Annotated in this window: 18 protein-coding genes; 9 read left to right on the forward strand and 9 right to left on the reverse strand. The window is 57.3% G+C overall.

Features of this window, described 5'->3' with window-relative positions:
• Positions 1-291: 291 nt before the first annotated feature.
• Complete coding sequence (mntR, locus tag QO231_RS21835; protein WP_394356676.1) at positions 292-753, reverse strand: manganese-binding transcriptional regulator MntR; 462 nt, start codon at positions 751-753, stop codon at positions 292-294.
• A 92-nt stretch (positions 754-845) separates the two neighbouring features.
• Here mntR and QO231_RS21840 point away from each other — a divergent pair, with 92 nt between their 5' ends.
• The 4 genes from QO231_RS21840 to phnE are packed head-to-tail and all read left to right on the forward strand — an operon-like array spanning position 846 to position 5,138.
• A complete protein-coding gene (locus QO231_RS21840; protein ID WP_316781587.1) occupies positions 846-2,726 on the forward strand; it encodes a cytochrome c peroxidase in 1,881 nt (626 codons plus the stop codon).
• Positions 2,726-3,598, forward strand: coding sequence for a phosphate/phosphite/phosphonate ABC transporter substrate-binding protein (locus tag QO231_RS21845; protein ID WP_121027805.1), 873 nt, complete (start codon positions 2,726-2,728; stop codon positions 3,596-3,598). Before QO231_RS21840 ends, QO231_RS21845 begins: the two co-directional genes overlap by 1 nt.
• On the forward strand, positions 3,598-4,380 hold the full coding sequence (locus QO231_RS21850) for a phosphonate ABC transporter ATP-binding protein (protein WP_121028003.1): 783 nt from the start codon (positions 3,598-3,600) through the stop codon (positions 4,378-4,380). The genes QO231_RS21845 and QO231_RS21850 overlap by 1 nt, the downstream gene beginning before the upstream one ends.
• On the forward strand, positions 4,380-5,138 hold the full coding sequence (gene phnE / locus QO231_RS21855; protein WP_121027808.1) for a phosphonate ABC transporter, permease protein PhnE: 759 nt from the start codon (positions 4,380-4,382) through the stop codon (positions 5,136-5,138). Before QO231_RS21850 ends, phnE begins: the two co-directional genes overlap by 1 nt.
• Before the next feature lie 32 nt (positions 5,139-5,170).
• Here the strand turns inward: phnE and QO231_RS21860 are convergent, their stop codons facing one another.
• The 6 genes from QO231_RS21860 to QO231_RS21885 form a co-directional block, all read right to left on the reverse strand.
• Positions 5,171-5,680, reverse strand: a complete 510-nt coding sequence (locus QO231_RS21860) for a L,D-transpeptidase family protein (RefSeq protein WP_121027811.1) — start codon at positions 5,678-5,680, stop codon at positions 5,171-5,173.
• 130 nt (positions 5,681-5,810) lie between these two features.
• Complete coding sequence (locus QO231_RS21865) at positions 5,811-6,725, reverse strand: cation diffusion facilitator family transporter (RefSeq protein WP_121027814.1); 915 nt, start codon at positions 6,723-6,725, stop codon at positions 5,811-5,813.
• Positions 6,726-7,010: 285 nt separating this feature from the next.
• Complete coding sequence (locus QO231_RS21870) at positions 7,011-8,384, reverse strand: TRAP transporter large permease (protein WP_245990251.1); 1,374 nt, start codon at positions 8,382-8,384, stop codon at positions 7,011-7,013.
• On the reverse strand, positions 8,374-8,895 hold the full coding sequence (locus QO231_RS21875) for a TRAP transporter small permease subunit (protein ID WP_232279250.1): 522 nt from the start codon (positions 8,893-8,895) through the stop codon (positions 8,374-8,376). The genes QO231_RS21870 and QO231_RS21875 overlap by 11 nt, the downstream gene beginning before the upstream one ends.
• A gap of 37 nt (positions 8,896-8,932) precedes the next feature.
• Positions 8,933-9,442: a signal peptidase II gene (lspA, locus tag QO231_RS21880; RefSeq protein ID WP_121027817.1), complete on the reverse strand. Its 510-nt coding sequence runs from the start codon at positions 9,440-9,442 to the stop codon at positions 8,933-8,935.
• The gene (locus QO231_RS21885; RefSeq protein WP_121027820.1) at positions 9,439-10,287 is read right to left on the reverse strand and encodes a cation transporter; all 849 of its coding nucleotides are present in this window, start codon (positions 10,285-10,287) and stop codon (positions 9,439-9,441) included. Before QO231_RS21885 ends, lspA begins: the two co-directional genes overlap by 4 nt.
• 56 nt (positions 10,288-10,343) lie before the next feature.
• Here QO231_RS21885 and QO231_RS21890 point away from each other — a divergent pair, with 56 nt between their 5' ends.
• Positions 10,344-10,694 carry an ArsR/SmtB family transcription factor gene (locus QO231_RS21890; RefSeq protein ID WP_121027823.1) on the forward strand — a complete coding sequence of 117 codons (351 nt, stop codon included), beginning with the start codon at positions 10,344-10,346 and terminating at the stop codon, positions 10,692-10,694.
• A gap of 285 nt (positions 10,695-10,979) precedes the next feature.
• Here the strand turns inward: QO231_RS21890 and QO231_RS21895 are convergent, their stop codons facing one another.
• On the reverse strand, positions 10,980-13,322 hold the full coding sequence (locus tag QO231_RS21895) for a heavy metal translocating P-type ATPase (protein WP_121027826.1): 2,343 nt from the start codon (positions 13,320-13,322) through the stop codon (positions 10,980-10,982).
• 252 nt (positions 13,323-13,574) lie between these two features.
• On the opposite strand from QO231_RS21895, the gene QO231_RS21900 reads away from it, so the two are divergent.
• On the forward strand, positions 13,575-13,844 hold the full coding sequence (locus tag QO231_RS21900) for a hypothetical protein (RefSeq protein ID WP_121027829.1): 270 nt from the start codon (positions 13,575-13,577) through the stop codon (positions 13,842-13,844).
• A gap of 38 nt (positions 13,845-13,882) precedes the next feature.
• Here the strand turns inward: QO231_RS21900 and QO231_RS21905 are convergent, their stop codons facing one another.
• The gene (locus QO231_RS21905; protein ID WP_316781603.1) at positions 13,883-14,545 is read right to left on the reverse strand and encodes a L,D-transpeptidase; all 663 of its coding nucleotides are present in this window, start codon (positions 14,543-14,545) and stop codon (positions 13,883-13,885) included.
• 286 nt (positions 14,546-14,831) lie between these two features.
• On the opposite strand from QO231_RS21905, the gene QO231_RS21910 reads away from it, so the two are divergent.
• The 3 genes from QO231_RS21910 (at position 14,832) to QO231_RS21920 (ending at position 18,759) form a co-directional block, all read left to right on the forward strand.
• Complete coding sequence (locus QO231_RS21910; RefSeq protein WP_394356675.1) at positions 14,832-15,659, forward strand: hypothetical protein; 828 nt, start codon at positions 14,832-14,834, stop codon at positions 15,657-15,659.
• An 855-nt stretch (positions 15,660-16,514) separates the two neighbouring features.
• Positions 16,515-17,708 carry a replication initiation protein RepC gene (repC, locus tag QO231_RS21915; RefSeq protein ID WP_121027835.1) on the forward strand — a complete coding sequence of 398 codons (1,194 nt, stop codon included), beginning with the start codon at positions 16,515-16,517 and terminating at the stop codon, positions 17,706-17,708.
• Complete coding sequence (locus QO231_RS21920) at positions 17,698-18,759, forward strand: DUF3800 domain-containing protein (RefSeq protein ID WP_316781606.1); 1,062 nt, start codon at positions 17,698-17,700, stop codon at positions 18,757-18,759. Before repC ends, QO231_RS21920 begins: the two co-directional genes overlap by 11 nt.
• Positions 18,760-18,896 lie beyond the last annotated feature (137 nt).

Genomic DNA, 18,896 nt, shown 5'->3' on the forward strand with positions numbered 1-18,896 from the left:
TGGGGCGCATACCTTGCAAAAAAACGTAAAGGCAATCGACTTGACATCGCTCAACATGCTGCGAGTTCTGCCATTCTGTTTTGTTTGATCGGATTGTTTGCCACGATCCTGATCGCCCGGATTCTTGGATAGTCTGGTTGTTGGGCGGCGTTGTGGGTAATTCAACCGGCTGTCCGGTTCGAGCGATCGAGTCCCCTTCGATGCTCGCTATGGTTCTCGTGATGGCGATACCCGTCCTGCAACTTTACTGAACACCAATGGTCGACGGCTCAGCCCATTTTTGGACCAGGATCAATCGGATCCCTTGATATGGTTTTCGAAAGCTATCAACGTTGCTTCGCTGACGTGATGTTCGATGCCTTCGGCATCACGCTCGGCCGTTACTTCGTCAATCCCGAGGCTTTGCAGAAATGCGACCACGATCCTGTGGCGCCGGCGGCAGGCCTCAGCGAGAGCCTGGCCTCTTTCGGTCAGGAAAACCGAGCGATATTTTTCACGGCGCACCAGCCCTGCTTGCTTCAGGCGCGAGATGTTCTTGGTCACCGTCGGTGCTTTGACCCCCAACCGTTCGGCAATGTCGACCGGTCGCGCCTCCCCATGGGCTTCAATCAACTCCGCGATCAGCTCCACATAATCTTCCGCCATCTCGCTTTCATGCGCATTGCGCACATGCGCGAACCCGTCGGCCTGGGCTTCGGGATCGCGGGAATCAGGCATGAAATCTTCACGCGACTGTGATGCACCGGGCGACATGACAGGACTTTGCCTGAAGGTTGATGGATTGACAACAAGTTGGCTTTGGGTAGATAAGTTAGACGCGTCTAACTTTTTGAGAGGAGCCATCTGTGATCCAGCACGTCCTGCGCGTGATCCTGTTCGTGATTGTCACCTCTTTGGCGGTGACGGGTCCGTCCTTTGCAACACCAGCCAAGGAAGCCCCCTGGCTGCCCGAAGCGGCAGCCTATCGGTTGACGCTGTTTCTGGGCAATCTCGCGCCGGTCCCGTGGGATAAGGTGGAGCAAGCCTGGTCCGAGCCCTATCATGGCTCGGAGTATCGCCTCGGAGCACTTGCCTGGTTGGACCGAGAAAGCGCCGTTGATGTCGGTGACTTGACCGACGCTATCGGCTGGCAGGATCGGCATGCCGTTCATGTGGCAGCCACCCGCCTCATTGCGCTGAGAATCGAAGAAGAGCTGGACGCGGCCACTGCTGCAGACAACCCGGCGGTATCGCAACGGGCAGTGGCAACTGCCAAGGAGCTCTACCGCGCGTTCGCTGACCATATCAAAGCCGCGGACCCTGATGCGGCCCGGACATTGGGTCGGGCGTGGTTGGAACTCAACAATGCCACAGGCTCGGCGGGCGTGCTCGGTGCCGGTGCCAAGGAACAGGATAGCGACGCAATGACCACCGCGCGCGCGGTGATTTCAGCCTACCTGGCAGAAAACTACCTCGTTGCGGATCTTACCTTGCGCCAGACGCTGAATGCGGTGCCGGAGACGATCGCCCGAACCGGGCAGCCGGTTGAATTGCCCGCCGCCCTGCCCCCCGGCTCAGACATCTTCGATCAGGACCCCCTGCCACTTCTCGTACTCAATTTCGAAGAACAAGGGATCGACGAAACCGACCTGCCGCTGATCGCCTACGGCGATATGCTGTTCGACAGTGCCGAGATCTTCGGCGGCCCGGCCCGCGATCTGGGCATCGCCTGTTCGACCTGTCACAACCGCTCGGACATCAATCAACGGTTTTTCATCCCCGGTGCCAGTCACCAGCCTGGTGCGGTCGACGTGGACGGCGCTTTCTTCAACCCGATGTTCAACGACCGCCGCGACGATCCGATCGATATTCCAAGCCTGCGCGGGCTGCGGTTTACCGGGCCGTACGGCCGCGATGGCCGGTTTGCGTCGCTGCGGGATTTCTCGCGCAACGTGATCGTCAACGAATTCGCTGGCGCAGAGCCCACACCTTTCATGCTGGACGCGCTGGTCGCCTACATGACCGAGTTCGACTTTCTGCCCAATTCCATGCTGACCGGCGATGGCCAGTTGACGGACAAGGCGCCGGATGCGGCGCGGCGTGGTGAAGAGGTATTCAACCGCCCCTTTGCGGGGATGGGCAACCAATCCTGTGCCAGCTGCCATACGCCATCCGGCAACTTTCTTGATCGCAAATCCCATCACATCGGATCGGTGGCGGCGGCTTACCAAGGGTCACATGCGGGCGCCCTCGACACGCCAACATTGCTTGGCACCGTCTACACGGCACCATATTTCCATGACGGCTCTCTGCCGACGCTGGCAAGCGTGGTGGATTGGTTCGACGAGACAAAGAACCTTGGCCTGACCGATGCCGAGCGCTCGGACTTGACCGCCTATCTGGAAACGGTCGGCGCAGCGGATGCGCCCTATGAGGCATTCGATACCGCGAACACGCCCTTCCGATTGGCTTTCGCAGAACTCACCACCTTTGCCTCGACGCTCGACACGCTTCTGCCAAAACGGGATGCGCAACATATCCTGCTCCTGACCGATACAGTTGCCGCCGATCTGGCCGCCGATGCAGGCACGATGGCCAATCTTTCGTCGCGGCCCGAGGTCTACGCGCTGGCCGAGCGCTTGGCAGAGGTCGGCGCAGCCGTTCGGGCAGAGGACTGGGCGGCCGCGGAAACGAGTTGGAGTCTGTTCAAGACGGATGCCGCGGCCATTGAAGATAAGGCGTTTTGATGATGCCTCGCTTGAATCGCCGTCACCTTCTTATTCTCGCAGCGGCCGGTCTTGCCTCGCAGCCGATGTCTGCTCTGGCGCAGTCTGGCCCGTTGCGCCTGGCCTTCATACCGCAGGAGAACCCCGACAAGCTTCTGGGGGATATCGAGGCGATCACCGCCTGGCTGTCGTCTGAAATCGGAATGCCGGTCGAGGGGTTCGTGACCATTGACCATGCCGCCGCAGTCGAGGCGCTGCGCAATGGGGATGCCGATATTTCCTTTATGGGTGCCCTACCCTTCGTTCTGGCCGAAAGGGAAATCGGTGCCATCCCGCTCTTGTCAGAGGTCTACCGCGATGCGCCCAGTTATACGGGCCGAGTCTTTGTGCGCCGTGACAGCGGCTTCAAGACGCTGGCCGATCTGGAAGGTCGCGACATCGCCTTTGCCGACCCGATTTCGGAATCGGGATACATGTACCCCCTGGCCGAGTTTGAGCGCGCAGGCTTAGTATCCAGCCCGGATGCGGCAGAGGACTTCTTTGGCCGCATTTTCTTTGCCGGTGGCTACCAGCAGGCGATGCAGGCGATGGCGGAAGGCTTGGTTGATGCCGCTGGGGCAAGCCAATACGCTGACCTTCTTCTCACCCCTGAGCAGCAATCTCAGGTCACGTGGATCGCGGAAAGCGATGCCATTCCAAGCCACGTCGTCATCGCACGCCCCGAACTGGACGCGGAGCTTCGCGAGAACTTCGTTGCCGCGATGATGAAGCTCAACATGCCAGAACACCGCGACAAACTCCGCTATCTCTACGGCCCGGATGGCTATGTCGAAGCCGACCCTTCGGGGTTCGACGGTGTGCGGACCATGGCGCAGCGCTTCGGATTGCTATGATGCAAGACGCCATTCACATCGACGATCTGAGCTTTGGCCATCACGGTGCTGAGCAGCGCGCCATCGATCAAATATCCCTGAACATTGCGGCCGGAGATTGCGTTGCCCTTCTTGGTCCTTCCGGAGCCGGAAAGACCACACTTTTGACGTTGCTGGACGGACGGCTGCGCGATTGGCAGGGGCGGGTCTCAGTCCTTGGCACGCCATTCGAACCCACCCGCGCCCTGCCCTTGGCAAAGCGCGCTGATACCGGGTTCATCTTTCAGGAGTTTGCGCTTGTCGAACGATCGACAGTGATGCGCAACGTATTGAACGGCAGGCTGGGCCGGATGCCCAGCTGGCGCGCGCTGCTCGGCAACGTGTCGAAGTCTGACATGGACATAGCCCGATCGACACTCTCCGATTGCGGCATCGCGGACCTCGCAGACCGGCGCGTGGACTCGCTCAGCGGCGGCCAGCGGCAGCGGGTGGCAATTGCCCGTTGTCTCGCACAAGAGCCTAAGCTGATCTTCGCGGACGAGCCGGTCAGCAACCTTGATCCGTCCAGAGCAGCGGACATCCTGACGCTTCTCACCAGCGCCGCCCAGGCACGCGGGGCAACGACTGTGTTCTCGTCGCATCAACCGGAACTGGCACGGCGTTTTGCCGACCGTATCATCGGAATGCGCAACGGTCGGATCGTCTTTGATGTCGCGACGCGCGATTTGACCGATGACGCGACGGCGGCGCTCTATGATGATACAGACCCGGCATCCGGCGCACGGCTCAAGGTCGTAAGCTGATGCGGTCGCGCGATCTGGGCGGGTTCTGGGCCGGGCTGTTGGTTGCCGGTGTGGTGCTGTGGTCGCTGATCACCACCGATGTCGAACTGTCCCGACTACTGTCTGCAGGCCCTCGCATTGCCGATTTCCTTGGCCGCATGTTCCCGCCGGATCCGACCATTATGGACGAGATCTGGAAGGGGAGCGCCGAGACGCTGCGGATCGCGATCCTCGGCACTCTCGGTGCCGTGTTCTTTTCCGTTCCGCTTGGTATTCTCGCCTCAGAGACGATGGTGTCCGCAGCGGTGCACCGACCTGTCCGCACCGTTCTGGCATTTATCCGCGCGATCCCGCTGATCCTGGTGGCGATGTTGATGGTGGGCGCGGTTGGGCTGGGGCCATTGCCCGGCATCATCGCGGTGGCGTTCCACGCGACAGGCATGCTGGCCAAATTCTACGCCGAAGCGATTGATGGTGTATCTCGCGCCCCGATTGCCGCTTTGGAAAGTGCCGGAGCCGGGCCATTGTTGCGTTTGCGCTATGCGATCTGGCCGCAAATGGCCCCGGTCGTGGCCCGCGACACGATCTTTCGGTTCGAGTTGAACCTGCGCGAGTCGCTGATCCTTGGCATCGTCGGGGCAGGTGGAATCGGGTTCTACATTCAGACCTATGTGCGCTCGTTCCAATACGATAAGGCGGCGAGCGTGACGATTGCCGTGGTCATCATGGTGATCGCCATTGAAGGGATCAATGTTGCGCTTCGCCGCCGATTTGCCTGATCTGGTTGAGCTTCAGTGAGTCTCAGAAGCTGCTAGGCATAAATCTCGATGGGTGTCCCATCGCGCACCATTGCGTAGACCTCTTCGACCTGCCGGTCGGTGACCGAGATACATCCAGCCGTCCAGTCCCGCTTGTCCATTGGATCGATACCCTTTCGGGGGCCTCCATGGATGAAGATATCACCGCCGGGCGACTTGCCCTGCGCTGCAGCAAAGGCGATGTCCGCCTCGTTCGGGTAGGAGATGCCGACAGACAGATGAAACAGGCTGTCCGGATTGCGTCGATCGATGGTGTACGCACCTTCAGGCGTGCGTCCATCGCCCTCGAATTGCTTGTGTCCTTCCGGCGCGAAGCCAAGGCCGACAGGGTACGTTTTGAGCACTCCGTCCGCGCCATCGAGCACCAGCAGCCTCTCCGACTTGTATAGGCGCACCCGCGTCACTTCTGGCCCTGTGTAAGAGCGGAACTTGCTTGCGCATCCCGAGAGAAAGGCCGCCACGCCACCCAAGAGAAAAAAACGTCTCGGAAGTCTGTCAATCATCACTGCTCGATGCCCCTTTTTCGGACTAATTGATTAAGGCAAGAATATTAAGAAGTTGATTTTGGATCAACCGTTGCCAGCGAGCGAAAGACTTTCCAACTGCTGCGGGCGTGCATGAATGTCAACAAGCTCAAGTGCCGTAAACATGGCAAGAATCCAGCTCCCTGTCTGGCGTTTCCATCTCGAGGGTGCTGTGTTCTACTCCGAACTTATGGATTAGAATTGCTTCGATGTGATCCCTGATGGCTTCGGCTTTAGGCCAATTCGGTACTGTGACAACGACATGAGCGTCGATGGCCAGTCTCTGTTCCGGGAGCCGCCAGAAGTGTAGATGATGAATATCTTGCACCCCTTCTACGGAAATTATTTGTTGCACAACATCTGCCGCATCCAGGTTTGATGGCGCTCCAAGCAGCGACGATCTAAGCGCCTCCCCAATACCGCGGAGGGCGAACCAAAGAAGCGCGCCGGACAATAAAACTGCAATAATCGTGTCAGTTCGCCCGGAACCAAGCAACAAAATAGCTACGCCGCCAGCGAGAACTGGTAGCAAGAACGCTAAACGGTCTGACCATAGGGGCGGTGATGTGCCGATTTTACGTCGGCGCCACGATGTTGGTGCCGGTTTCGAGAACACCAGTAACTCAATCCCTATCAAGACAGAGACGAGCACCACTATGATCCAGCCTTGCGCCAGATGAGGGGAATTTAGGCGCATAACGCCGTGGTAAATGACCGAAGCGGATAGCAGTGCCACAGCAACACAACCCGCCAACTCTGTCGCAATTTCCAATCGCCCATATCCCAGGACAACGCGGTCCTCTTCCTGACGTTGTGTCAGTCTAGTGGCCACTGAACTCAACAACAACTCGACCACGTCCGAAGCGTAGAGCAATGCGATGGCAATAAGGGCAAGGCTTCCAGAAAAAAGGCTGCCGACTGACAACGCCAAGGCAATCGGCAAGTACAACCACTTGTTCCGTCGCGCTTGCCTCTGACAACTGGCGACGCCCGCCAACACTTCGATTTGCTTATCGCTCTTCATGTACCGGCCAAACCTTGTCTGGCCGGGCTCTCTGCTCAACCAGAATACTGCCGCTGATCTCCGTGCGTCGATGCACTTTTTGCAACGCAGCAGACGCTCTTCTTCCCTTGTCACTCTCTCTCAAGGACACGATCAGAAGATCTTTGAAACAGGCGAGATTGCCATCGCAAGTCTGGCTCCTCCACAGCTCAACATAAAGTCTACAACCTCTAGCAACTAGAAGTTCAAGCAAATTCGCTCCGATTAGGATCAATCACAGCCGATACCCAAAGTATGCAACATCTGTCACCGTTGGATCAGTTGCGGCATATCTGCGGTCCCAAGGGCCATCTCAGGCAGCCAAGTGATAAGCTGAGGAAACGAGATCAGCGCCGCGATCAATGCGATCTCAATGGCAACAAGCGGTACCGCACCGCGATAGATATCGGAAAGATTGATGCCCTTCGGTGCCGCCATCTTGGCAAAGAATAGAGCATAGCCGAAAGGCGGCGTCAGAAAGGATGTCTGCAAGGCCAGTGCAATCAGGCCAGCAATCCAGATTTGCGCAAAGTAGGCAGAGCCGACGTGATCTGCGAAATCGAGCTCTGAAATAATCGGCATCAGTACGGGTACAAAGACCAGCAGCACCTCGATCCAGTCAAAAACAAACCCAAGTATGATGATCACGCCAAGGAGGATCGCCAACAGTTCCCATTGGGTGAGATCGAATGCGGATATCCACTCGAAGATGACGTCCGGTCCACCGACCAGGTGGAAACTGAGCGAAAACACCGATGCGCCCAATACGATGAAGAAGACCATCGACGTCATCGTGCTTGTCTGCACCGTGACAGAGTTCAACGATGAGAAAGACAAGCGCTTTCGCGCCAGCGCGACCAATAGCGCGCCAAAAACCCCTACTCCAGCCGCCTCTGTTAGTGTCGCAAAGCCCAGAATGATGCTGAGCGGAATGGATGCGATAACCGCGACAGACGCGAGTACAAACAAGAGGTCTGACACAAGATTGGTCTTGGGTGCGTCCAGCGGGATTTCGACGGTTTTCCGCAAGGTGAAGGCAAAGTAGATCGCGAAGGCCATGACCATCAGAAGAACAGGCACGATGAGGGCCACATACATCAATCCGATGCGCAGGTAGAACACGTTCGAGATGAAGAACAGCATCACGGCAGGCGGGAACACGACACCCAGTGCTCCAGAAGCTGCGACAGCGCCTCCTGCGGTTCGCGGTGCGTAGCCCGACGCCATCATCGGGGCATAGGCCACCAACGCCACAGTGATGACCGATGCGCCGATCACCCCGGCGGCGGGCGCAAGAACAAGGCCGATCAGCAAAGTCGCAATGGCGTAGCGACCCGGAACGCCCGTCAGAAGACGGCCCAGCAAGCGAAACATGGTTTCGGCAACCCCGCTGGCATTGAGGATCAGGCCAAGAAAAATCAACATTGGAACGCTGGTGAATTGGACTGATTCATTGGTCAATACACCACGGGCCCGCAGGTAGATCAGCCCCAGATGCTGGAAATCAGTGATCCCCACCCAAACCGCAGCCACAAACCCCAAAAAGCCTGTCCCCGCGAGCACCAGAGCCACCGGAAAGCCGCTGAAGACCCCGATGGCCATCACGACAAGCATGGCAACCGTGAAGACCTCATTCACCATTGTGCAGGCCGCTTGCTTGTTCCGGTGCACCTTGCGCACGTCTCCCTGTCAGAAAGGCGATGTTGCGAAGGGCTACGATCATCCCGGCAAGAGCCAGCAAGATGGGGCCGATGACTCCGGCAATGCGTTGTGCCCACAACTGGGTTTCCGCGTATTTCGTGGTGCGCATCAAACCGTCCCATCCGTAGTAGGTCAGGATGGCGGCGAGCGGCAGAAGGACAAAAAGGCCGCCAATCAGTTCGATCCACGCAATGCGGCGGGCGGACCAATGTCTGCGAAGAACATCAACGCGCACGTGACCGTCGCGCAGATAGGTATACCCAAAGGTCAAGAAAATCAGGATGAACAGCAGTGACGTGGACAGGTCGGGCAAATAGCTCGACACGCCAAGTTGTAGCTTGCGATCCAGCATCTGAAGCGCGCCATAAGCAGCAATCGAAACAACTGTCAGCCACGCAGTCACGACGCCGATGCCGCGAATGCCACGGTCAATCCAATCCAAAAATCTCAAGCCGAATTCCCTCCCAAAGTTCTTTGCCTGTTAGCTGTTATCCCCCCGTGACATCTCCCTTGCGATTGTCTTTTTCCCGATTTTCCGGCCTGACTTTCGAGGCGCGAAAGCCGTCCCAGGACAGCAGTGCCGCCCCGCAGAAAATCGCCACGTCAGCGAGGTTGAAGGACGGCCAGTGGTATGTTCCGAAATGAAAATCCAGAAAGTCAGGGACCGCCTGATAACGCAGCCGGTCGATGACATTGCCGAGCGCACCGCCGATGATCAGACCGAGAGCAGCAGCCGTCAGCCTGTCCGGTGCGCGCCATAACCAGATCAGCAGCCCTGCCATGATCGCGGTAGCAAGCACGACGAGACCCCACCAAGGCACGATCCCGCCGAGCATGCCGAAGCTGACCCCATCGTTCAGGACACGAACGAGATTGAGAAAGGGCAGAACCTCGACCCCATGTTCAAGCGCCGGGGTGTTCAGGGCAAGCGCCTTGGTGCCCTGATCGAGACCGAATGCTGCAATCGCACAGAGCCCACCCAGAACGCGGTTGTTCATGCCGCCGCCTTCAAGTCGGAGCGTGCATCGCGGATGATCGACCAGGAAGAATGCAGGAATAACCCGGCGATGCCGAAGGCGACAATGAGGTCGGGCCACGCGCTACCCAGCCAAACCACCAGACCGGCCGCGACAACGACTGCCGCATTGCCAATGGCGTCGTTGCGCGAGAACAGCCAGACGGCACGCATGTTCGCGTCCCCCTTCCGGTACTGCAGCAACGGCAGCACGGAGATGACATTGATCACAAGAGCAATCAGGCCCAGAAGCCCCATCAGCATGGCGTCTGGGGTTGTCGGCTCGAATGCCCGCATGATGGTTGTCCCAAAGACGCCAAGGCCAAGCAGGCCGAGGAAGATGCCCTGGATCAGGGCCGACCGCGCTCGCCAAGCGAGGCTCCAGCCGATGGCCAACAGGCCGAGGAAGGTGATTGCGCCGTCGCCGATGAAATCGAGCGCATCGGCCTTCACAGCCTGTGACCCGGCGATGAACCCGCCAATCATTTCCAGAACGCCGTAACCGACATTCAGAATCACGACGATCCAGAGCGCGCGTCGGTAGGCCGGGTCCTGATGGGCCGCACCTTGCTGAATATCCTCGTCGCTCTCGATACGGTCAAACCCATAACCTGTTGTCTCAACGGCTTTTTCGATCTCCGGCAAGTGCGCTTCAGGGGCATTCAGAGTCATGATATGGGTCGCCGCTGATACTTTCACTGCGTCGGGCGCGACACCTGCAGATTGCGCCGCCCGCTCGATCTGGGCGGCATCCTTGGCGCAATCCATGCCGGAAACGCGGTAACGGAAGGATGGGATATCTGCTATCGCGCTTTCTGCGTTGGCCATGATCGCAGTCCTCCTGCTAAAGTGGGAAAAGAGATAATATATCAGTGAGTAATGATATGGATCAAATTGTCGCCTGCTGCAATAGTGGGACAACCGCTATTGAGCGAAGAGCGAAGCTGTTTCGCGGTTTTGCGGACCCAAGCCGCCTCGCGATTCTCGACGCCTTATGCGATGCGCCGTTGGCCGTTCATGAGATTGTGACTTGTACGAAGTTATCGCAACCAAATGTCTCCAACCATCTCCGGTGTCTTCTGGATTGTGGGCTTGTCGCCAGCGACCGAGACGGACGTTTCATCCGCTACCGTATCAGCAGCCCGCGCATCAAAGCTCTCTTGAATGACGTGGACACCCTTCTCGATGCGGTCGCGGAGGGTATAGAGGCCTGTGACAATTATCGCGGAACATAAGCGGTCGTTTCTGCTGCCATGCCCTGCTGATGCGAGATCAATTGCCTAATCTGGACAAAAACCCCGGCAACACTTTCGAGATCTTGGCAGGTTTTTGCCCTTGGCGATTGTGGTTACGACAAGGTCAGTGGTGTGGGGTCGAACGGTCTTTCGCTGTGGTTGGACCAATGGCCGTTTTGGTTGGTCAGCGCACCATTGACCGAGGGATAATAGTCGACACCTAGCGATCAATCAAATCGATAAGTCGCAAGCCGCCCCTCCCACAGGTTCTAGCCAGTCACATTGTTAGTGTCCGTGCGCCAGCGCGCCCTTGGCCATAGTGGTTCCAATTTGTTTTCCACCACGCGGCCCGGCGTCGTCCTCCCGCGCTTGCAGTAGCCTCAGAGCATTTGCAACGACAAGCAAGGATACGCCGACATCGGCCGCGATCGCGCCCCACATCGAGGCCATGCCGAAGGCGGTCGCGACCACAAAGACGGCTTTGGTCGCAAGGGACAGCCCGATGTTCTGTTTGATGATCGACATGGTTCGACGGGAATGGCCAATCAGCCATGGCACCTTGCCGATATCGTCGGTCATGAGCGCAATGTCAGCCGTTTCAATTGCGGCGTCCGATCCCACGGCCCCCATAGCGATCCCGTAATGCGCGCGCGCCATTGCCGGGGCGTCGTTCACGCCATCCCCGATCATTGCCACGGTGTCGTGGATTGCCACCAGCTCCTCGACCGCTGCGACCTTGTCTTCAGGCAGAAGTTCGGCACGCACCTCGTCTATGCCGACTTCAGCGGCCACCGCCCGTGCCGTAGCTGCGTTGTCGCCGGTGAGCATCACAATCTTCTTGACCCCCTGCGCATGTAGACGGGCAACGATCCCCTTGGCATCGGGCCGGATCCGGTCACGCAGTTCTAGCACTCCATTGACCCCAGTAGCATCGCCGATGGCCACCAATGTACTTCCGGACCCCTCGATCGCGTCGCGCAACTCTGCTGGAATCGCCGTACCAAGACCCTTTTCCTCCGCAAATCGATCCGAGCCCAACCAGATGGATTGACCGTCCAAATGGCCCTCAAGACCGCGCCCAGGCACCGTCCGCGTGTTTTCGGCGGCGACGATTTGCATTCCGTCCTGCTCCGCCCGGCTCAGGATCGCCCGTGCGAGCGGGTGTGATGACCGCGCTTCGAGCGCGGCCGCGCGCATTAGGAGATCGCGTTCGGAAGTCTCGCCAATTGGATAAACCGCAGCGACTTCCGGTTCTCCCATCGTAATCGTGCCGGTCTTGTCCATGGCCAATGCTGTGGTGCGACCGGGCGCTTCGACATATGCCCCGCCCTTGATCAGCACACCATTGCGCGCCGAGGCGGCAAGCGAGGCGACGATTGAGACTGGAGTCGAGATCACCAAGGCACAAGGACAGGCAATAACCAGAAGAACCAGTGCGTTGTAGAACCAGAAACCCCAATCGCCGCCCGCGAAAAGCGGGGGCACCAAGGCAATGACAATGGCGAGCACCATCACAACCGGTGTGTAGATTCGGGCAAACTTTGTCACCCACTGTTCGACCTCGGCACGGCGGGAATGTGCATCGCCCACCATGCGGATAATCTTGGACAATACCGTGTCGGAGGCGGCTTTCGTTGCCCGCACAGTCAAAGTGCCCTCGCCATTGATGCTGCCAGCATAAACATCGTCGCCTGTCTCCTTTGGCACCAATGCACTCTCGCCCGTGATTGGCGCCTGGTCGACGGCCCCTGCTCCATCAACAACTTCTCCATCCAGCGGAATTCGGTCGCCACCGCGCACGACGAACCGCGCGCCAACAGCTACGGCCGCAGCCGGAACGTCGGCTTCAGAGCCATCATCATAGAGCACCCGGGCTGTTGGGGGTGCGAGATCGAGAAGTGCTGACACAGCGTTGCGCGCGCGCCCTACGCTCCAGCTTTCAAGATAGAGTGAGAGTGAAAAGAAGAACGCCACTGTTGCGGCCTCAAAAAACTCGCCAAGCCCGATAGCACCGGCCACGGCGACCACCATCAACAGGTTCATATCCGGAGAAAGCCGACGCGCCGACGACCACGCTTTGGGTGATACAAGCCAAACGCCAAACAGTATTGCAATTGCGAACAGCGCCGCTTCTGCCATGGGCATCGGCGCTTCACCATGGCCCGAGAACAATCCGATGGCACCACCGAACCCAGTCTCAATTATGTGGTAGATGAACCCCGCCGCCCAGAAGCCGCCACTGAGCATCGTGAACCATTTTTGTTTTTTCAGATGTGCGGCCTGATCCGCACTGGCATCTTCGGCATCCCAGGGTTTGGCCGTCATCCCGGTTGTCGCAACCAATTCAAGGATCCTGTCCGAAGACGAATTTGGTCCGCCATCCAGAACCGTCATGCGCGCATTGATAACGTCAAACGCAAGATACTCTTGGCCACCAACTTCGGGACCCACGACTCGGTTCAGGATCGAAACCTCTTCGGCGCAATCCAATCCGCTGACATGAAAACTGCGGCCATCCAAGGCTGCCACCTGCGTTGGCTTAATGGCCTCTCCTCCGCAGCAGCTTCCGCTGTCACCCTTTGTTGCATGTGAATGATTTTGAGCGGTTGGAATCCCGTCATGTGGCATGAATTGTCCTCAGATTCGCTATGGTGAAAAGTACATACGCCCTACAGCAACTAGAGGTTCAAGCGAAAAGTTCCCACTGTAAGACAGTCGCAACGTTCACGGTGCGAAGGGTGAAGATTTGGGTCGAAACTATTGAGTTTCAGCCACTTTTCTCAGGAGATTCGCCTATGAACCTGCCTTTGCATTGCACCACATGCCGCCAAATGCGAGAAAGATGCATCTAAGAATTCAAAGCAGTAGGACAGTCAGTTTATGTACAGGCGGAGCGCAATTCTTCTCTTTTTCGGTTTGGCGCTTGGGGCCTGCTCAGAGTCTTTGTCGAATTCACAAGGCTCGGGGTCCCTTCCGCCCCTCCCGGAACAGGTCGCAGCTCTAGCGGCTCCGAACCAGGATCTGGCAACCGCGCGTTTGCGCCCGGAAGACAACTGTTATTGGTACATGCATTCCGGGCCGGTCGAGGACACGCTCTTGCCGCTCAGAACAACTCGCGGCAATCCGATCTGCGTCAAGCCGGCCGCGTAGCCTTGGCGGCTGAACGGGCCTTACCGCTAAGCTGAGAACTAGCTGCGCGCTGTGACGCTGTCTTCAGCGGAGTACAAAAATGCGGTCGCGCCAATTGCGACCCTGGGATAAAGCTCGTTGATATGCGCCATGACCATTCGGACACATCCCGAGCTCGCACGTCCACCAATTGACCTCGCTTGCGGCGTACCGTGAATACGCAGATACGTGTCGCGCTGGCCGACAAAGAGATAGAGTGCGCGTGACCCAAGTGCATTCCTTGGACCTGGTTCCTGGCCGTTTTCGAACTCCGCGTATTCGGGATTTCGCTCAATCATCGATTTGGTTGGTGTCCAGTGCGGCCACTCGACTTTACGGCGGATCGTGTATGTCCCTGGCTCATAGAGGTTGCCACGGGCAATCGCGACGCCGTAACGCATCGCCGTTCCACCCTCTTCGATGTGGTAGAGGTATCGCGCCACTGCATCGACATGAATGTCACCGGGCGTCAAACCAGCCCTTGCTTCGACCCGTCGCGGCAGGAAACGCGGCTGAACGCCCCAAGGATTGGAAGTCTCAAGATCGAAACTCGCGGGCGTCACTTGCGCATCCCAAGCCGCCTTTTGCGATGCAGTCGGCCAAGAATTGGCGAAGACAGGATTTGAAATGGGCGCTGAAAATAGGGCTGCTCCAGTTGCGATAAAATGCCGTCGTGTCAACATACTGAACTCGTCTCCATCTTAGTATTCAAGAGGCATCCACAAAGCCCCCTATAGTTCGTAATTCTTACAACCTACACCTCCTAGAGGTTCAAGGCAAAAACGTCAGCACACGAGCATGTGTATGGAACCTGGCTTGCTGTGCCGAAATGTACGACCTCGCCGCAACAACGGCGCGCGCCTGCCATGTGCTAGCTGCCTTCAAACAAAGAAATTGCCAATACAGTATTATTTTGCCAATAATGCGGTATTGTTGAGCTATTTTCAACGTGCCAACTCAGGAGGCTAAATGATGAAGAACCTCAGAAACTCTGCCTTGGTCGTGGCCGCGCTGACAGCCGCCACATTTACCTCTGCCCCGCAACGTGCCGCAGCTCAAACCTACCAAATCGACTGCGCAATCCTTCTCTGTCTTTCCGGGGGGTGGCCCGCATCCGTGCCATGCGCCAGGGCGAGAGCAGAATTCATCCGTCGTATCACACCCTGGCCCGTAGAGCCGCCGCTGCAAATCTGGCGTTGCCCCATGGGTGCCGCATATACGGTAGACCCGGACACGCTGACCAGTGAGCGGATTTACGAAATCCTTTTTGAGCTCGATCAGTCTGCACCGCTGCAATCCTTCTCTGTGGATGAGGCAGGCAATCCGGTCACCGGCTCAGATGGTCGGCTGGCCGGAGCCCCTGCCCCGACATTTCAAGCGCCGCCACTCGCGGACGCGATGGTGCCGCAACACGCTGTCGTTCGTATGACCGGCGGCAACGCGGCGCCATTGCCCGAGGGCTTCACAATGCAGCTTGTGCAAGATCGTGCTGACATTGACATCAGTGGGTCCGAGTTCAACTTCGTTCGTTCGATCCGTGTTTTCGATGCAACCTACGTGCGGCAACATGAATCCGGTCGCGATGGTGATTGTAACCGCACGCAGAACATCCGGCTTGGCACCTATGGCACCCAAGGTGACTTTCGTTGGACAAGAAGCTCAGTTGCCGCCCTACCCGCAGCCCATGTGGGCACAGCGGGGTTCGGCAGCACCTGCCCAAGCATTTTTCACCGGTCGGTATTCGTTGAGTGGCGCGACTATGAAGGCAACTACGGCTTCGAGCAGGTGAACTACTAGATATGGTGATGCGCGTCCGCGACAAAACCGTATTTACGGCAGGCACCTATAAATAGTATGCCTGTGGGACAAAACAAGAATCGAAAGGGGGCGGCAAGCGAGCAGCTGAAAAAGCAAACCCCCGCAAGGCGGCAACCATGCGGGGGGTTTGATAAGACCTAGGGACGGCAATCCCGAAGAGGCTCTATAACTTAAGCCCGGTTTTATCACCCAAGACAGCGATCAGACAAGTAAAAAACGCATCCGTGCGACCAGTCCCATTGCATCTTGGCCTAACTCTTGACGAAACCACAAGAATTAGCCCCAGACGCAAGACCTAGACAAACCTCTCACGCAGAGGCCGAGGTGTTGTATGCTGAGCAAAGATCGAAACAGAATCGAAGGAGATTCGAGACATCCAGAAAGCGAAACCCCCGCAAGGCGGTGACCTTAACGGGGGGGTTCAAGAACCAGGAAGCGCCAACTTCCCAGACAATCCAATATCTAATTGCGGTTCTAGCACCTCCCAATCAGCTCGATCAAGAAAAAACGCATTTGTGCGAACAGGTGAAGTGCATCTTGGATTGGCCCACCGAAACCACGTTGGACCAACCCTGGGTGCAAACCCAAACAACCCGGCAGCATCTTTCTGCCGATACTTCGAAGGAGAAACTGAACCCTAGAAAAGCAAAACCCCGCAAGGCGGTGAACCTTCCGGGGAGCTATGAAATCAGAGCGCCAACTCTGAGATCGCCTAGAACACGATCACCATAGCACCCCCTGATTCATGCAGGCAAGAAAAAACGCATTTGTGCGAACAATGAAGTTTTGCCTGTCGCCGCCTTGTCCATCGAGCAGAGACAAGGAGTGACAACAATGAGGACACAACCTCACCCCGCCCTTCCACAGGGCTATTCCCGGCGTGATGTTATCGCGCTGGTCGCTGACGTGGGCCGTGACATCGGCCTCAGCACACGTTTGACTGACATCTTGACGCGTATGATCGGCAGCACTGATCAGGACGCTTGGGTCGATCCGGAGAAGGAGCCCATTTTCTATGGGCGCCAGGAGACCTTCGCACAGCGCCTAAGGATCTCGACACGCCAATTGCGATCACATGAAAAGAGCCTGCAAAAGCATGGGCTCATTCAGCGCCGCACGCTTGCCAATGGCAGTCGCTACGGCAGCGCCGGCTTAGGACTGGTTCTGACGCCTCTTATCGAGAGGTTCACAGAGTTTCTGGACATTCGAGAAGCCAGAAAGGCGCAGTTTGAACGCATGAAGCAGCTCAAGGCCCTGCGCAGCGTGCGTCTGGCAACCTTCCGCGATGAACTTGCGCGTCTCTCGGAAGACGATCAATCATCAGCCGACGTCCAAGCTATGATCCAAGAACGAACCACCTGGCCGCGCACAGATACGCTCCTCTCTTTGGGCGAAGCGCAATTGTCGCAGCACCTCGATGATGCCACTAGCCTGTGCACAACATTGGTGGAATGGATAGAAAACCATAGTGATTCCTCCTGTGAACCGGAAGAAACCTTCCGGTCCTATATACAAGAAGACATTCACCAGATTCATTCTGAAGAATGTAACGCAAGCGACAATAAGCGGAGCGCGGGCTTGCCCGCGCACTCTGATTCAATTATGTCGGAGCCTGACGGCCCCGACGATTGCAGAGAAAAACAGCTTCAGGCGGAAACCGAAGCACTTCAAGGGCTATTTTCAGGCTTCTATGGACTGTCGCATGCGATCTCCTTGGCAAGCGAAGAGTTCCAAATGGAGATGGAAGCACGCAGTGGCGAACGACCGGAATATGCTTTGGTCGAGGCCGCGGCGGCGCGGGTGCCGCATCTTGGGATCAACATCACCGCCTGGGCGGCGGCTTGCGATCGGATGGGGCGCACCAAAGCGGCGATCTGCATTCTGTTGCTCGATGCCAACCGGGATCATGCCGTCAATCCTGTCCGCAATCCTGGGGGCGCGCTGCGCGGTATGATCAAAGCGCACAATCGTGGCAAGCTCAACATTATCGGGAGCTTGATCGGGCTGCATCGGAGACGTGGCCTGTGACCTGTTTTGGCAAGCAAACACGATGTTTTCCGCGATTATTGGGTCTCTGTCGTCGAGCTCGTACCCAAATACCTGGGCTGATGGGCACCACATCGACCAGAGAAGCCCCGAAGACCACGGTCTTTTGGGTCCGCGGCTTTCAAACGGTCAAACACCGTGGCACTGTCGGGTTTCCAATGATCAGGAAGGTTCTGTTTTGAGTTGGGCTTTATTCATCGACGAGTCCGGACAAGATCAGCGCCAGTCTCCCTACGAAGTTCTCGCGGGCATCGCGATAGAAGATCGCGCACTCTGGCGATTGATCCGCGAGTTGTCTGACGCACAGGAGGAGATTTTTGGCCTTCGGCTCTTTGAAGCCTATGGCAGCGAGGCGAAAGCGCAAAAGCTACTCAAGAAAAAGGTCTTCACGCATGCCGCGCAGATGCCGCCTTTCCCACCAGATCAACGCAGAACGCTTGCCTGCGAGATTTTGCAGGACGGCACCGCGGTCAGCCGTGACCGGCTGACCGCGCTGGCCCAGGCGAAACTCGCCTATGTTGAACGCGCGTTGGATCTTTCGCAGAAAGCTGGCGCCAGAGCCTTTGCTTCAATTGTGCCGCAAGCGGCGCGCCGGCCCGCTGGCGGGATGTTGCGCAAGGATTACGCCTATCTCTTTGAACGGTTTTTCTACTTTCTGAACGGCTTCGATGAGGATCCGATGGGATACGTCGTTTTTGACGAGCTGGACAAAAGCGCGAGCCATATTCTTCTCAATCAGGTTGCCGAATACTTCTTGAAGACGAAGAAAGGTCAGACTCGATCGCGGCTTATCATTCCCGAGCCGTTTTTTGTTCACAGCGACCTTACGACAATGGTTCAGGTTGCCGACCTCATCGCCTATATTTTGAGTTGGGGGGTGCGGTTGAAGGGCATGAATGCGCCCCACCGTGCTGAGTTGGATGCCTTGTCCCGGAAAGTCATGCGGTTGCGATTCACGCAGCATACGCCCGGCGGGTACACAAATTATGGGTTCAAGATCATCAACGATCTCAGAGCCGCAGCCCACAAATAGAAAAAGGCAATGCCGTCGCCAGCAAAGCCTCCGATGTCTATGTAGCATCTGTGAGGTGTTTTGTCCAGATCGTCAGGTGAGAAAACCGATTTGGAGCGTGAGGTTTCGATCTTTGTTGTTACGATTTATTATCCCTT

This window comes from Sedimentitalea todarodis, assembly GCF_032595355.1.
Classification (GTDB): Bacteria; Pseudomonadota; Alphaproteobacteria; order Rhodobacterales; family Rhodobacteraceae; genus Sedimentitalea; species Sedimentitalea todarodis.

Coding starts and splice junctions, on each gene's coding strand:
- QO231_RS21885 (WP_121027820.1), bottom strand. CDS start 10,287: ATGGCCAACGCAGAAAGCGCGATAGCAGATATCCCATCCTTCCGTTAC.
- QO231_RS21910 (WP_394356675.1), top strand. CDS start 14,832: ATGATGAAGAACCTCAGAAACTCTGCCTTGGTCGTGGCCGCGCTGACA.
- QO231_RS21870 (WP_245990251.1), bottom strand. CDS start 8,384: ATGGTGAATGAGGTCTTCACGGTTGCCATGCTTGTCGTGATGGCCATC.
- QO231_RS21890 (WP_121027823.1), top strand. CDS start 10,344: ATGGATCAAATTGTCGCCTGCTGCAATAGTGGGACAACCGCTATTGAG.
- QO231_RS21850 (WP_121028003.1), top strand. CDS start 3,598: ATGCAAGACGCCATTCACATCGACGATCTGAGCTTTGGCCATCACGGT.
- QO231_RS21900 (WP_121027829.1), top strand. CDS start 13,575: ATGTACAGGCGGAGCGCAATTCTTCTCTTTTTCGGTTTGGCGCTTGGG.
- QO231_RS21860 (WP_121027811.1), bottom strand. CDS start 5,680: ATGATTGACAGACTTCCGAGACGTTTTTTTCTCTTGGGTGGCGTGGCG.
- mntR (WP_394356676.1), bottom strand. CDS start 753: ATGTCGCCCGGTGCATCACAGTCGCGTGAAGATTTCATGCCTGATTCC.
- QO231_RS21895 (WP_121027826.1), bottom strand. CDS start 13,322: ATGCCACATGACGGGATTCCAACCGCTCAAAATCATTCACATGCAACA.
- repC (WP_121027835.1), top strand. CDS start 16,515: ATGAGGACACAACCTCACCCCGCCCTTCCACAGGGCTATTCCCGGCGT.
- QO231_RS21905 (WP_316781603.1), bottom strand. CDS start 14,545: ATGTTGACACGACGGCATTTTATCGCAACTGGAGCAGCCCTATTTTCA.
- QO231_RS21845 (WP_121027805.1), top strand. CDS start 2,726: ATGATGCCTCGCTTGAATCGCCGTCACCTTCTTATTCTCGCAGCGGCC.
- QO231_RS21865 (WP_121027814.1), bottom strand. CDS start 6,725: ATGAAGAGCGATAAGCAAATCGAAGTGTTGGCGGGCGTCGCCAGTTGT.
- lspA (WP_121027817.1), bottom strand. CDS start 9,442: ATGAACAACCGCGTTCTGGGTGGGCTCTGTGCGATTGCAGCATTCGGT.
- phnE (WP_121027808.1), top strand. CDS start 4,380: ATGCGGTCGCGCGATCTGGGCGGGTTCTGGGCCGGGCTGTTGGTTGCC.